The sequence below is a fragment of the Xanthomonas sp. GPE 39 genome, from assembly GCF_000963005.1.
Taxonomy (GTDB): Bacteria; Pseudomonadota; Gammaproteobacteria; order Xanthomonadales; family Xanthomonadaceae; genus Xanthomonas_A.
The window spans coordinates 2,105,055-2,117,779 of record NZ_JZHZ01000007.1; the positions used below are offsets into that span (position 1 = coordinate 2,105,055).

Genomic DNA, 12,725 nt, shown 5'->3' on the forward strand with positions numbered 1-12,725 from the left:
AAAAAATTGCGCCGGCATCGCTGCCGGCGCAATCCTCGTACAACTAGATGCCTCGCACTTACTTGACGCTGACCAGCTTGATTTCAAACTGCACAGCCACGTTCGGCGGGAACGGGGTGCGCGGATCGGCACCGTAGGCCTTGTCCGGCGGCAGGGTCACTTCCCACTTGGAACCAGCCGGCATCTGCAGCAGCGTCTCGCGCATGGCCTGCATCTCGACTTCGCTGACCTTGATCGCCGGAATCTGCTGCGCCGGACGCGCCTGCGGCGGGTGCTGACCGAACGGATACGGACCAGCCACTTCCAACTGCACGGTGCTCGCCTGAGTCGGCTTGGCGCCCTTACCGGCTTCGATCACGCGGTACTGCACGCCGCTCGGCAGCGTCTGCACGCCTGCCTTGGCCTTGTTCTCGGCCATGAACTTTTCGCTCTTGGTCTTGTTCTCGGCGGCGGCCTTCTCGTAGTCGGCCTTGGCCTGCTGGGCACGGGCCTGCTCGCGCTTCTGGAACGCTTCGACAGCCGGCTTCAACTGATCGGCAGTGACCGCAGGTTGCTTCTTGGCGTAGGCATCCTGCAAGCCCTTCACCACCGTATTGATATCCAGCTGCTCGCCACGGCCAGACAGTTCGGCAAGATTGTTGCCGTAGTCGTAACCGAAGTAATAACTCAGCTTGCCCTTTTCGGACGATATGTCCTGGGCGAACGCATTGCCGCTCAGGGCCAGGGCCGCAACAGCGACCGCAATAGAACGCAACTTCATCAAACAATTCTCCAGGGTGGTGGCACAGGACGGCCAGTGCCGCCTGAGATGACGCGTTAGGATAGCCGCAGCGGCGCATCACCGCTACCGACAACGCGCTTCACTAGACAGGCGCGGACTGCACAGAGTTCCCATCACCATTTTTTTACATTTAGGAATGGACATGTCCGGCACACCGATCCTCACCGATACACAGGGGGCGATCCGCATCCTCACCGTCAACCGTGCCGACAAGCTCAACGCATTGAATCGGCAGATATTACTGGCGTTGGATACGGCTTTCGCCAGCGCCGAGGACGACCCACAAATCCGCGTGGTGGTGTTGACCGGCGCCGGCGAAAAAGCCTTCGTGGCCGGTGCCGACATCGCAGAGATGAACGAATTGACACCGATGCAAGGCCGCGATTTCTCGCAACTCGGCCAACGCCTCATGCGCCGCATCGAGCGTCTGTCCAAGCCCGTCCTGGCGATGGTCAACGGCTTTGCGCTCGGCGGCGGGCTGGAATTGGCAATGGCCTGCCATCTGCGGCTGGCCGCCGACAGCGCCCGGCTAGGCCAACCGGAAATCAACCTCGGGCTGATCCCCGGATTCGGCGGCACCCAGCGCCTACTGCGGCTGGCCGGTCGCGCAGCGGCGCTGGAACTATGCCTGCTCGGTACCTCGATCGACGCAGCGCGCGCGCTGCAACTGGGCCTGGTCAACCGCGTAGTGGCCGCCGCCGATCTGCGCCAGACCACCTTGCAAGTGGCGCAACAACTCGCCAACGCCGCACCGCTTGCCTTGCGCGGCATTCTCGATGCGATCCAGGTCGGCGGCGAAACCGCGATCGAGCAGGGACTGGAGTACGAGACTGCGCAATTCAGCCTGCTGTTCTCCAGCGCAGACATGCGCGAAGGCACCCGGGCGTTCCTGGAGCGACGCCCGCCGCAGTTTCAAAACCGTTGAGCGCCCTCCACAGATGTCCCACGCCTGCACCCCCGCTACCGTCTCGCCGCTGCAACTATTGCGCTGGATTCTCGACGACAACCTCGATGCCGCAATCGAGGGTGGCCTGATGGATTATGTCGGCGACGATCCCGACCACGACACCCTGGATCCAGCGCAGCCACAGCTACGCGCACAACTGCTGGATGCACAGCAGCGGTTGCGCATCGCCTGGGCCGCACGCGCGCGCCACCGTGCGCGTGCGGCGCGCTTGGCACTGCGCGCACAAGCACGCCAGGCCCGCCGTGCCGCACCGGCAAGCGCCGCCACGGCGCCCCCACTTCCCGCAGCCGCAGCGGCGATCCTGGCCCGCGCAAAAGCCAAAGCGGCAAGGAGCCCGTCGTGAGTGCGAGCGCGACCACCAGCACCACACGACGTGGACGCACGCTGCGCAAGGAGGAAATCCACGAGGTGTTTTCGCGCCTGGCCGCGCTCAACCCAACCCCGACCACGGAATTGCAGTACAGCACTGCGTTCGAATTGCTGATCGCGGTGATTCTGTCGGCGCAGGCCACCGATGTCGGCGTCAACAAGGCCACCCGCCGGCTGTACCCGGTGGCGAACACGCCGGCCGCAATCCTGGCGCTGGGCGAAGACGGACTGAAGCGCTACATCTCCACGATCGGCCTGTTCAACGCAAAGGCCAAGAATGTCATCGCCACCTGCCGCATCCTGGTCGAGCAGTACGACGGCGAGGTTCCGCGCGAACGCGATGCGCTGCAAGCGCTGCCCGGGGTCGGCCGCAAGACCGCCAACGTGGTGCTCAATACCGCCTTCGGCGAACCGACCATGGCCGTGGACACGCATATTTTCCGCGTTGCCAACCGCACCGGGCTTGCGCCGGGGAAAGATGTGCGTGCGGTCGAGGATGCCCTGCTCAAACGCGTCCCGGCGCAATTCCTCTACGACGCCCACCATTGGCTGATTCTGCATGGCCGCTATGTGTGCAAGGCACGCAAACCCGATTGTCCGCAGTGCGTGATCGGCGACCTGTGTCGGTTCAAGGACAAGACGCCGGCAACCGAGCACTGAAGCGATCTCGCGGCACGATGGCATGACCCATGACCTGCGGGCCAGCATCAGAAAACAAAAAGGCGGCGCATCTGCGCCGCCTTCCTGCCGAACTTACAACCATCGCAGATCGGCGAATCAGAACGACATGTCGCCCCAGATGCCGAATTCCTTGGTCTTCACGTCGATCTTGCTGATGTCTTGCTGGTGGGTGTATTTGTACACCGTCGCCAACTTCAGGTTCTTCAGCACCGGGAACTCGACGCCAACGTTCCAGTACTTGTCGTAGAACGAAGGGTCAAGCGTCTTGCTCAGATCGACCTTGTCGTAACGCCCGAACAAGCTGATGCCGTTGTCGGCCAGCACCACGCTGCCCCACGTCGACCAGCCAGAGAGCTTATCGCTGGCAACGGTCAACACATTATTGAGATTCTTGGCGACGAAATATTCACCACCCAAGCGGAATCTCGAATCCGCGTAGGCCACCATCGCGTTGGCGCGGTTGTAAGTGTGGTTGGCCTCAAGGATATCGGTCTCCTTGCCCAGCTTGCCCGAATAGGCACCGAGTGCGATGGCCAGGTTGGGAATCGGCGTGTAGGCGACGCGGCCTTCCACGTCCATCCGCTTGCTGCGCGCGAGGGTCTTGTAGCCAGCGCCGTTGACCACCGACACCGCATAGTTGACCTGCGTGCCGAGGTCACCAAAGGCGTGCAGACCCCAGTCGGAGGAGTTGGCCGTCTTCATGCGGTCATTCAGGGTGTTTTCGACGTAACGGTAACCGTAGTACTTATCGATCAACGGCAACCACGGCATATCGGCCGCACCGATGCGCAAGCCGAAAGCATCGTTGAATTTGCCCTGCACGTATGCCTTCTTGATGAACAGTTCGGTGCTGGAGATGGCCGAGCTGTACTGGAAGTCGGTGGTCAGGTTGGCCGACCAGATATCGTTGAAGGAATGGTCGACGGTCAGATAGAACCGCTTGACGTCCAGACCGAAACCGCTGGCGGCGGTCTTGGCACCGCTGCTGGTCCTGTCGACGTCGCTCAGATCGAAGAACATCCGCCCACCGACCTTGGTGTTGTCGACCAGCTTGGCGAGCTTGTCGACCTTGCTTGCGCTGGCCTGTGCTGCTTCAGTGGCCTGAGCCTGGGTGACATTGACTTCCGACTGGGCATCGGACTGCGCCTGCAACGCTTGCGATTGCGCTTGTAACTGCTGCACCTGGGTTTGCAATGCTTCGATCTGCGCCTGCAGTTGCTGCAACTGGGCCGCGGACACTGCAGGAGTGCTGGTCTTGGTCTTCGCAGCAGCAAATGCCTGCGGTGCCGAGGTCAGACCGAGGCTGACAAGGATCGCCGAAGCGAGTAGATGAGAACGCATTTGAGGATGTCTCCAGTGGTTGGTTGGACAACGATGTGATACGGCTGGGGTGGGCAACAGTCTGACCATTTGTAAAGATTCCGTCAAATATATGGAACTTTTAAGTCAAAACCGTGTCGGAATGAATTTAAATCCCATGGACCCCATGCCGGGGCCAAGTTAAATGGCCGTGCTAATCTGTCACCAAGATGAAACCTATTCTTCTTCAAGCATTCACGAAAAAGTCTTGCAATTTCACTGATGTCGGCAGGGGTGTCGGCATCTCAACCTTCTCAGGAGTTCTCCAGATGCGTTCCCTCAAGCTCCGACTGCTGGCAGCCGCTGCGGTCGTTTCGTTTTCGCTGGCGGCGCAAGCCACCGATGTCACTGGCGCAGGCTCCAGCTTCGTCTACCCGGTGCTGTCGAAGTGGTCGGCGGCCTACGCTGAAAAAAGCGGTAACCGCATCAATTACCAGTCCATCGGTTCCGGTGGCGGCATCGCCCAGATCGAGGCCGCGACGGTGGATTTCGGCGCGTCCGACAAGCCGCTCAGTGCTGCGGAGCTGAGCAAGTTCGGCCTGGGTCAGTTCCCGGTCGTGATCGGCGGCATCGTGCCAGTGGTGAACGTGGCTGGCGTCGCGCCCGGCGCGATGAAGTTGGACGGCACCGTGCTGGCCAACATCTTCCTGGGCAAGATCAGCAAGTGGAACGACCCGGCGATCGCCGCGCTCAATCCTGGCCTGGCTCTGCCGGACATGAAGATCACCATCGTGCATCGCTCCGACGGTTCGGGCACCAGCTTCAATTTCACCAACTACCTGTCCAAGGTCAGCCCGGAGTGGAAGAGTAAGGTTGGCGAAGGCACAGCGGTGCAATGGCCTGCCGGCATCGGCGGCAAGGGCAACGAGGGCGTGGCCGCTTACGTCAAGCAGATACGTGGCGGCATCGGCTATGTCGAGTATGCCTATGCACTGCAGAACAAACTCAGCTACACCGGTATGAAGAATGCCGCCGGTAGTTTCATCATGCCGAACGACAAGTCTTTCTCCGCTGCGGCCGCGACCGCCGATTGGAAGTCCGCAAAGGATTTCAACCTGATCATGACCAACGCGCCGGGTCAGGACGCATGGCCGATCACCGCCACGACCTGGGCGATCATGTACAAAAAAGCCAAGAAGCCGGCCTCTTCCAAGGCGGCCCTGGAGTTCTTCAAGTGGTCCTTCGAGCAGGGCCAGGCGCAGGCCAAGGCGTTGGACTACGTGCCGCTGCCGGAGCCGCTGGTCCAGCAGATCGAAGCCTATTGGGCGCAGAACCTCAAGTAACGGGCGTACCCCAGGTACCCGTCGCAGCGCGCGACGGCACCTGCAACCCCCACCGACGCGGGCCGTAAGGTCCGCGTTTTTGTTTGCGCCCCCCATGCAGTCAGGCGTTGACATCCAATTAGCGCGGTCCGGAACAGCTCCCAACTCCGCGAGCGAATGCACAAGTCATGCCCTTGTAACAAAATTATCATTTCATAGCGCGCGTCAGCCGGACGCACCGGCGCTCTTGGCCACGGAGTGAGTCGATGAAACTGCAGCCAACGCGTGTTGCCGTCCTATCCTCGGCGCTGATCTTCGCCCTCTCTGGCTGCCAGCCCGGCAATGGCGACACCTCGCAAGGTGCCGCCGATAGTACTGGCGGGACGCCCACCGCCGTTCCAACCGCTGGCGTCAGGAGTGCTGCGGAAATCTCCGGTGCCGGCGCGTCCTTCATCTATCCGCTGTTGTCAAAGTGGTCGGCCGACTACAACGCAGCCACCGGCAACAAGATCAACTACCAGTCGATCGGCTCCGGCGGCGGTATCGCCCAGATCAAGAACAGGTCCGTGGACTTCGGCTCTTCGGACAAGCCGCTGGCCAGCGCAGAACTGGCCGCCGCTGGCCTCGGCCAATTCCCGTCGGCGATCGGCGGCGTAGTGCCGGTGGTCAACCTGGAAGGCATGCAAGCAGGCAAGTTGAAACTGACCGGCGCACTGCTGGCCGACATTTTTCTCGGCAAGATCACCACCTGGAATGCCCCGGCGATCACCGCGCTGAACCCCGACCTGCGCCTGCCCAACAGCAAGATCAACCTGGTTCACCGCTCCGACGGTTCGGGCACCAGCTTCAACTTCACCAACTATCTATCCAAGATCAGCCAGGATTGGAAGAACAAAGTCGGCGAAGGCACTTCGGTGCAATGGCCAGGCGGCGTCGGCGGTAAAGGCAACGAAGGAGTAGCTTCGTATGTTCAACAGATCAAGGGATCGATCGGCTACGTCGAGATAGCCTACGCGCTACAGAACAAAATGTCCTATGTCTCGTTGCAGAACGCCGCCGGCAACTGGGTACAACCCAATGCGGACAGCTTCACCGCAGCGGCGGCGTCGGCGGATTGGGCCAGCGCAAAGGATTTCAACCTAATCATCACCAATTCCACCGCCGCGCAAGCATGGCCGATCACAGCCACCAATTTCATGCTGGTGCCCAAGCATGCAAAAGACCCAGCCCGCAATCAGACGACCCTGGCGTTCTTCAGATGGGCGTTCGAGAACGGTCAGCCGCAAGCCAAGGCACTGCACTACGTGCCGCTGCCAACAACATTGGTGCAACAGATCGAAGCATACTGGAACGAGGAATTTAAATAGGCGCAGAGCTGCCATCCGGCAGGTTCTCCTACGACAAGTTCCAAGCCACACCCGCTCCGTGCAGTCCCATCTGTATATTACAAGCCCCCCGACGTCATCTGCGCACGCTGTGATCTGAACTTCCCGGTTCCGATCAGCGCAGCAACGATGCAACCACCCGCCGCGCGCGACTCCACCCGCCGCAGCCACCATCGGAACGTGCGCAAGCACGTCCCGGCGAGTTTCGAGCCATGAATGCCCCTGCCATTCCCGACACAATGACGGCGCCTCGCAGACGCGACCTGCATGACGCCCGCGCCGACCGAGTGTTCCGCTGGATGCTGACCGCCACCGTCGTCTTCGTCCTCGTTGCCCTGGCCAGCGCAGCCATGTCGATGCTGTGGGGTGGCCGCCAGGCGCTGCAACTGCAAGGGCTGAGTTTCTTCTATTCCAGCGAGTGGAATCCGGTCGAGAACAAGTACGGCGCGCTGGCGCCGATCTACGGCACGCTGGTGACCGCGCTGATCGCAATGCTGATCGCAGTGCCGGTGAGTTTCGGCATCGCGTTCTTCCTCACCGAGGTGGCACCACGCTGGCTGCGCGGCCCGGTCGGAACCGCGATCGAACTGCTGGCCGGCATCCCCTCGATCATCTACGGCATGTGGGGCCTGTTCGTGCTGGTGCCGGTGATGACCGACTACGTCACCCCCTGGCTCAACGATCACCTCGGCACGCTGCCTGTAATCGGGCCGATCTTCCAGGGGCCGCCACTGGGCATCGGCCTGCTCACCGCCGGCATCGTCTTGGCGATCATGGTGATCCCGTTCATTTCCTCGGTGATGCGCGAGGTGTTCCTGACCGTGCCGACCCGGCTCAAGGAATCGGCCTACGCGCTCGGCTCCACCCGCTGGGAAGTGAGCTGGGATATCGTGCTACCCTACACCCGTTCGGCGGTGATCGGCGGCATCTTCCTGGGGCTGGGACGCGCGCTCGGCGAAACCATGGCGGTGGCCTTCGTGGTCGGCAACACAGTGCGACTCTCGCCGTCGCTGTTGGAACCCGGCACCACGATCGCCGCACTGATCGCCAACGATTTCGGCGAAGCCACCGACACCTACCGCTCCGCGCTGCTGCTGCTGGGCTTCGTGCTGTTCATCGTGACCTTCATCGTGCTGGCGATTGCCCGGCTGATGCTGGCGCAGCTCGCGCGCAGGGAGGGCAACTGAAATGGCCACAGACATCGCGCACCGCCTGTACCAGCGCCGCCGCATAATCAACGCAATGGCGGTCACGGTGTCCTGCCTGACCGCGCTGTTCGGACTGGCATTCCTCGCCTGGATCCTGTGGACGCTGGTCGGCAAAGGCATCTCGGGCATCCATCTCGATCTGTTCATCCGCATGACCCCGCCGCCTGGCGAGGAAACAGGCGGCTTGGCCAACGCGTTCTTCGGTAGCGCGGTGATGTGCGGCCTGGCCCTGCTGATCGGCACCCCGATCGGTGTCGCCGCAGGCACCTGGCTGGCTGAGTACGGCAATGCGCGCAAGACCGGCCAGGTGGTGCGCTTCGTCAACGACATCCTGCTATCGGCGCCCTCGATCGTGCTCGGCCTGTTCGTCTACACCCTGTACGTGATGCAGACCGGCGGCCGCTTCTCGGCGATGGCCGGCGCGCTGTCACTGGCTTTCATCGTGCTGCCGGTGGTGGTGCGCACCACCGACGAAATGCTGCGTTTGGTGCCGGCGCAGATGCGCGAAGCGGCGCTGTCGCTGGGCATCCCGCAATGGAAGGTGACGATGCAGGTGCTGTATCGCAGCGCCTCGGCTGGCATCGTCACCGGCGTGCTGTTGGCGCTGGCGCGGATCAGCGGCGAAACCGCGCCGCTGCTGTTCACCGCTTTCGGCAACCAGTATTGGAACAACAACATCATGCAGCCGATGGCGAGCGTCCCGGTGGTGATGAACTCCTTCGCCGGCAGCCCCTATCCCAGCTGGCAGTTACTGGCCTGGTCCGGCGCACTGGTGCTCACCGTGTTCGTGTTGCTGGTCAGCCTAGGCGCGCGCGCCCTGCTGCTGCGCAAAAAGATTTCCAACGATTGATTTTCCTATGGAACAGGCCATGAACGATCACCACAACGCCGCACCGATGCATCGCATCGCTATGCCCACCGGGCACACTGCGCTGGCGCCATCACCGGTCAAAATCGCCGCGCGCGGCCTGGACTTCTACTACGACAAGTACCATGCGCTGAAGAGCATCAACTTGCAGGTGCCGGAGAAGCGCGTCACCGCGTTGATCGGCCCATCCGGCTGCGGCAAATCCACCCTGCTACGCATTTTCAACCGCATCTACGCGCTGTATCCGAAGCTGGAAGCGCGCGGCGAAGTCCTGCTGGACGGGGAGAACATCCTCTCGCCGAAGTATCCAATGAACCGCCTGCGCAGCAAGGTCGGGATGGTGTTCCAGAAGCCAGTGCCGTTCCCGATGACCATTTTCGAGAACGTCGCCTACGGCATCCGCCACCACGAAAAATTGTCCAAGGCCGAGATGGCCGAACGGGTCGAACAAGCGCTGCGCCAGGGCGCGCTGTGGGACGAGGTCAAAGACAAACTCGGGCAGAGTGCGCTGGGGCTGTCAGGCGGCCAGCAACAGCGCCTGTGCATCGCCCGTGCGGTGGCGTTGCGCCCGGACGTGCTGCTGCTCGACGAACCCACCTCGGCGTTGGACCCGATCTCCACCAGCCGCATCGAGCAGCTTGTCGAAGAACTCAAGACCGATTACACCATCCTCATCGTCACCCACAACATGCAGCAAGCCGCGCGCGTGTCCGACTACACCGCCTTCATGTACCTGGGCGACCTGATCGAACACGACCGTACCGAAACCATCTTCTCGCAACCCAGCAAACAGCAGACCGAAGACTACATCACTGGACGCTTCGGCTAAGCGCCTGCTGCGGCAGCCCTCTCGCCGCGACACCTGCCCACCGCAGAGCGGACAACAGCCACAGAAAGCCAGCGCCTTAAAGTTTGTAATGATAGCGGCGACAACGCCGGATCAAATGGAGCCACACCATGAATACTCCGCCCAACGAGCACATCGTGAAGAGCTACAACGAAGAACAGCATCGCCTCACCGCAGAAATCGTGCGCATGGGCGAAACTGCGGTGGCGCAATTGGAAGCGGCACTGGACGTGGTCGAACGCCGCGACGACAACGCTGCGCTACGCATCGTCGTCAACGACGAGGCAATCGACGCGCTTGAGCAATCGATCAGCCACGACGTCATGCGCCTGGCGCTGCGCGGACCGATGGCGCGCGACCTGCGCGAGATCCTCGCCGGCCTGCGCATTCCCTCCGACATCGAACGCATCGGCGACTACGCTGCCAATGTCGCCAAGCGCTCGATCGCGCTGAACCTGTCACCGCCGATGCCGCAGACCCTGGGCCTGCGCCAGCTCGGCAAACTCGCCGCGCAGCAGGTCCGGGCCGCGTTGATGGCCTACCAGAACAACGACGCCACCCTGGCACTGCAGGTCCGCCAGGACGATGCGCAACTGGACGCACAGTACACCGCGCTGTTTCGCGAGCTACTGACCTACATGATGGAAGATCCGCGCAACATCACCCCATGCACGCATTTGCTGTTCATGGCCAAGAACCTGGAACGGATCGGCGATCACGCCACCAACATCGCCGAGAACGTGTGGTTCCTGGTGCATGGCGACCAACCGCTGCCGCGGCGCGACAAACGCGACGAAACCAGCTCCACCAGCGGTATCTGAGAACGGATAACCGGGTTTGGCCGCAGCCGCGACTGCGGCTGTGCGACAAAAGGCATTGCGGAGTTTTCCGTGGCGCAGCGCGCCGCCGCATGCAAGCTCCTCCCACTGCGAGTAGGCTTGGCAACGCATCGGCGCGACGTCGGTGCCCATCCCTTCGCCAGGAGTCTGCGCATGTCCCGATCACCACGCCCGTCCCCTACCCTCGCCGGTGCGATCCTGCTCAGCGGGCTGAGCATGTCCACCTCCGCGCTGGCAATGACCGACCTCGACCAAGGCTACGCGCTCGGCACTCAGACGAGCACACCGCCGCAAACAGAAGACCCGACGGCGACACCAACCGCGACGCCAACACCATCGGCCGCGCACATCGAACACAACCAGCCCAGCGCCAAGACTGCCGAAGGCAAGTGCGGTGCGCATGCCCCCACGACCGCAGATAGCAAGAAAAAAGCAGGCAAGGCCACCGCCAAACACCACGACAAGGCCATGACCGAAGGCAAATGCGGCGAAGGCAAATGCGGTGGCGGCGGCTGAAGCCATGCTGCGGCCCCTGGCTGCGGCGAGCGCCGGACTCGGCCTACGCCGCGGCCTGCTACCGGACCTGCTCCACCTGCCCGCAGACGCCTTCGATTTTCTCGAATGCGCGCCCGACAACTGGATCGGTGTCGGTGGCCGTCCCGGCGAAATGCTGCAGACACTGAGCACGCGCCATCCACTCAGTTGCCATGGCCTATCGCTGTCGCTCGGCGGCATCGCGCCACTGGACGCGATGTTGTTGCGGCAGACACGCCAGTTTCTGGATCGGCACCGGGTCGTGCTGTATAGCGAACACCTCAGCTACAGCGCCGACGACGGCCAGCTCTACGAACTACTGCCGTTACCGTTCACTGACGAGGCGGTGCGCCATGTGGCCGCACGCATCGCCCAGGCTCAGGACGCACTCGGCCGACGCATCGCCGTGGAGAACGTCTCCTACTACGCCGCGCCGGGACAGGCACTGAGCGAAGCCGCATTCGTCAACGCGGTGCTGAGCGAAGCCGACTGCGACCTGCTACTGGACGTCAACAACGTCCATGTCAATGCCCATAACCACGATTACGACGCCATGGCCTTCCTCGCCGCCATGCCCAGCGCGCGGATCGCCTCGTACCACATCGCCGGACATCGCGACGATGCCGCCAGCGGCCTGAAGATCGATACCCATGCCGCAGCGGTCATCGACCCTGTCTGGCATCTGCTGAGCACCGCTTATCGTCTACACGGCGTGCGTCCGACCCTGCTGGAGCGCGACGGCCAGTTTCCGCCGCTGACGGATCTGCTGGGCGAGATCCAACAGATTCGCGACCTGCAGCAACACGCACTGCCCTCGCAGTGCAGCGCACATGGCTGAGACATTGCGCAGCCAGCAACTCGCGCTGACCCTGCATCTGCGCGATCCGCAGCGACACGCGCCACCGGCAGACATCGAACCGCGCCGCTTGGCGGTATACCGCGCGCTGTTCTTCGATAATCTCGCCCAGCTACTGGGCGCGCAGTTTCCTGTACTGCGCACGACGCTCGGCACAGCCGACTGGGATGCACTACTACGTGCGTTTTGCGCCGAACATCGCGCGCACACCCCACTGTTCCCGCGCCTGGGCGGCGAACTGGTGCGGTTCCTGGAACAGCGCGCGGCCGATCCACGCCGACCATGGCTGGCAGAATTGGCCCACTACGAGACTGTCGAACTGGACGTCCAGATCGACGACAGCGCACTGCCACCACACGATCCACACGGCGACCTGCTCGATGGCGTGCCGCAACTCTCACCCTGGCTGCGCCTGCTGCGCTACCGCTGGCCGGTGCAGCGCATCGGCCCGGCGTGGCAACCCGACACGGCACCGCCCGCACCGACCTACTTACTGGCGCGACGCGACGCCGACGGTCAAGTCCGCTTCGCCGAACTGGCGCCGCTCACCTATGCGATGCTGAGCGCACTGCAGTCTGGCACGCGCAACGGACGCGCACTGCTGCTGGAGCTGGCCGACACACACAACCACGATCCGGGCACCATGCTGCACGACGGCGCCGCCCTGTTCGAGCGCCTGCGCACGCAGGGCAGCCTGCTCGGCACCCGCCCACCACGCTGAGCCGCAGCACATCCAGGCGCATCGCCGCGACGGGCACTTGACGCTGCT

At 62.7% G+C, this 12,725-nt stretch carries 14 protein-coding genes; 12 read left to right on the forward strand and 2 right to left on the reverse strand.

The features are described 5' to 3' along the window. Positions 1 to 58 precede the first annotated feature (58 nt). A complete protein-coding gene (locus XALGPE39_RS08860) occupies positions 59 to 760 on the reverse strand; it encodes an FKBP-type peptidyl-prolyl cis-trans isomerase (RefSeq protein WP_045727871.1) in 702 nt (233 codons plus the stop codon). Between the two features lie 163 nt (positions 761 to 923). Between XALGPE39_RS08860 and XALGPE39_RS08865 the strand changes: the two genes are divergently transcribed. Genes XALGPE39_RS08865 through nth form a run of 3 tightly spaced genes read left to right on the forward strand, consistent with a single transcriptional unit; the run spans position 924 to position 2,777 of the window. Next, a complete protein-coding gene (locus XALGPE39_RS08865) occupies positions 924 to 1,706 on the forward strand; it encodes an enoyl-CoA hydratase-related protein (RefSeq protein WP_045729082.1) in 783 nt (260 codons plus the stop codon). A gap of 13 nt (positions 1,707 to 1,719) precedes the next feature. Further along, positions 1,720 to 2,091 (forward strand): hypothetical protein, encoded by a 372-nt coding sequence (locus tag XALGPE39_RS08870; protein WP_045727872.1) that lies wholly within the window; start codon positions 1,720 to 1,722, stop codon positions 2,089 to 2,091. Beyond that, entirely contained in the window at positions 2,088 to 2,777 is a 690-nt protein-coding gene (gene nth / locus XALGPE39_RS08875) for an endonuclease III (protein ID WP_045727873.1), read from the forward strand. Before XALGPE39_RS08870 ends, nth begins: the two co-directional genes overlap by 4 nt. A gap of 117 nt (positions 2,778 to 2,894) precedes the next feature. Here the strand turns inward: nth and XALGPE39_RS08880 are convergent, their stop codons facing one another. Continuing rightward, complete coding sequence (locus XALGPE39_RS08880) at positions 2,895 to 4,139, reverse strand: porin (protein WP_045727874.1); 1,245 nt, start codon at positions 4,137 to 4,139, stop codon at positions 2,895 to 2,897. A 287-nt stretch (positions 4,140 to 4,426) separates the two neighbouring features. Between XALGPE39_RS08880 and pstS (XALGPE39_RS08885) the strand changes: the two genes are divergently transcribed. From pstS (XALGPE39_RS08885) to XALGPE39_RS08925, 9 genes are all read left to right on the forward strand, one after another. Continuing rightward, positions 4,427 to 5,440, forward strand: a complete 1,014-nt coding sequence (pstS, locus tag XALGPE39_RS08885) for a phosphate ABC transporter substrate-binding protein PstS (protein ID WP_045727875.1) — start codon at positions 4,427 to 4,429, stop codon at positions 5,438 to 5,440. A 245-nt stretch (positions 5,441 to 5,685) separates the two neighbouring features. After that, on the forward strand, positions 5,686 to 6,786 hold the full coding sequence (pstS, locus tag XALGPE39_RS08890) for a phosphate ABC transporter substrate-binding protein PstS (protein ID WP_045727876.1): 1,101 nt from the start codon (positions 5,686 to 5,688) through the stop codon (positions 6,784 to 6,786). Positions 6,787 to 7,016: 230 nt separating this feature from the next. Beyond that, positions 7,017 to 7,991, forward strand: coding sequence for a phosphate ABC transporter permease subunit PstC (gene pstC / locus XALGPE39_RS08895; RefSeq protein WP_045727877.1), 975 nt, complete (start codon positions 7,017 to 7,019; stop codon positions 7,989 to 7,991). A 1-nt stretch (position 7,992) separates the two neighbouring features. Continuing rightward, positions 7,993 to 8,862: a phosphate ABC transporter permease PstA gene (gene pstA, locus XALGPE39_RS08900; protein WP_045727878.1), complete on the forward strand. Its 870-nt coding sequence runs from the start codon at positions 7,993 to 7,995 to the stop codon at positions 8,860 to 8,862. A gap of 19 nt (positions 8,863 to 8,881) precedes the next feature. Next, the gene (gene pstB / locus XALGPE39_RS08905) at positions 8,882 to 9,709 is read left to right on the forward strand and encodes a phosphate ABC transporter ATP-binding protein PstB (protein WP_045729083.1); all 828 of its coding nucleotides are present in this window, start codon (positions 8,882 to 8,884) and stop codon (positions 9,707 to 9,709) included. Positions 9,710 to 9,837: 128 nt separating this feature from the next. Continuing rightward, positions 9,838 to 10,548: a phosphate signaling complex protein PhoU gene (gene phoU, locus XALGPE39_RS08910; protein WP_045727879.1), complete on the forward strand. Its 711-nt coding sequence runs from the start codon at positions 9,838 to 9,840 to the stop codon at positions 10,546 to 10,548. 171 nt (positions 10,549 to 10,719) lie between these two features. Continuing rightward, a complete protein-coding gene (locus XALGPE39_RS08915; RefSeq protein WP_045727880.1) occupies positions 10,720 to 11,082 on the forward strand; it encodes a hypothetical protein in 363 nt (120 codons plus the stop codon). Between the two features lie 4 nt (positions 11,083 to 11,086). Further along, a complete protein-coding gene (locus XALGPE39_RS08920) occupies positions 11,087 to 11,938 on the forward strand; it encodes a DUF692 domain-containing protein (protein WP_152624862.1) in 852 nt (283 codons plus the stop codon). Next, positions 11,931 to 12,677 (forward strand): putative DNA-binding domain-containing protein, encoded by a 747-nt coding sequence (locus XALGPE39_RS08925; RefSeq protein ID WP_045727882.1) that lies wholly within the window; start codon positions 11,931 to 11,933, stop codon positions 12,675 to 12,677. The genes XALGPE39_RS08920 and XALGPE39_RS08925 overlap by 8 nt, the downstream gene beginning before the upstream one ends. Positions 12,678 to 12,725 lie beyond the last annotated feature (48 nt).

Bases quoted from the DNA above. Each gene is read 5' to 3' on its own strand.
- XALGPE39_RS08860 (WP_045727871.1), bottom strand. From the start codon at position 760: ATGAAGTTGCGTTCTATTGCGGTCGCTGTTGCGGCCCTGGCCCTGAGC.
- XALGPE39_RS08865 (WP_045729082.1), top strand. From the start codon at position 924: ATGTCCGGCACACCGATCCTCACCGATACACAGGGGGCGATCCGCATC.
- XALGPE39_RS08870 (WP_045727872.1), top strand. From the start codon at position 1,720: ATGTCCCACGCCTGCACCCCCGCTACCGTCTCGCCGCTGCAACTATTG.
- XALGPE39_RS08880 (WP_045727874.1), bottom strand. From the start codon at position 4,139: ATGCGTTCTCATCTACTCGCTTCGGCGATCCTTGTCAGCCTCGGTCTG.
- pstS (WP_045727875.1), top strand. From the start codon at position 4,427: ATGCGTTCCCTCAAGCTCCGACTGCTGGCAGCCGCTGCGGTCGTTTCG.
- pstS (WP_045727876.1), top strand. From the start codon at position 5,686: ATGAAACTGCAGCCAACGCGTGTTGCCGTCCTATCCTCGGCGCTGATC.
- pstC (WP_045727877.1), top strand. From the start codon at position 7,017: ATGAATGCCCCTGCCATTCCCGACACAATGACGGCGCCTCGCAGACGC.
- pstA (WP_045727878.1), top strand. From the start codon at position 7,993: ATGGCCACAGACATCGCGCACCGCCTGTACCAGCGCCGCCGCATAATC.
- pstB (WP_045729083.1), top strand. From the start codon at position 8,882: ATGAACGATCACCACAACGCCGCACCGATGCATCGCATCGCTATGCCC.
- phoU (WP_045727879.1), top strand. From the start codon at position 9,838: ATGAATACTCCGCCCAACGAGCACATCGTGAAGAGCTACAACGAAGAA.
- XALGPE39_RS08915 (WP_045727880.1), top strand. From the start codon at position 10,720: ATGTCCCGATCACCACGCCCGTCCCCTACCCTCGCCGGTGCGATCCTG.
- XALGPE39_RS08920 (WP_152624862.1), top strand. From the start codon at position 11,087: ATGCTGCGGCCCCTGGCTGCGGCGAGCGCCGGACTCGGCCTACGCCGC.
- XALGPE39_RS08925 (WP_045727882.1), top strand. From the start codon at position 11,931: ATGGCTGAGACATTGCGCAGCCAGCAACTCGCGCTGACCCTGCATCTG.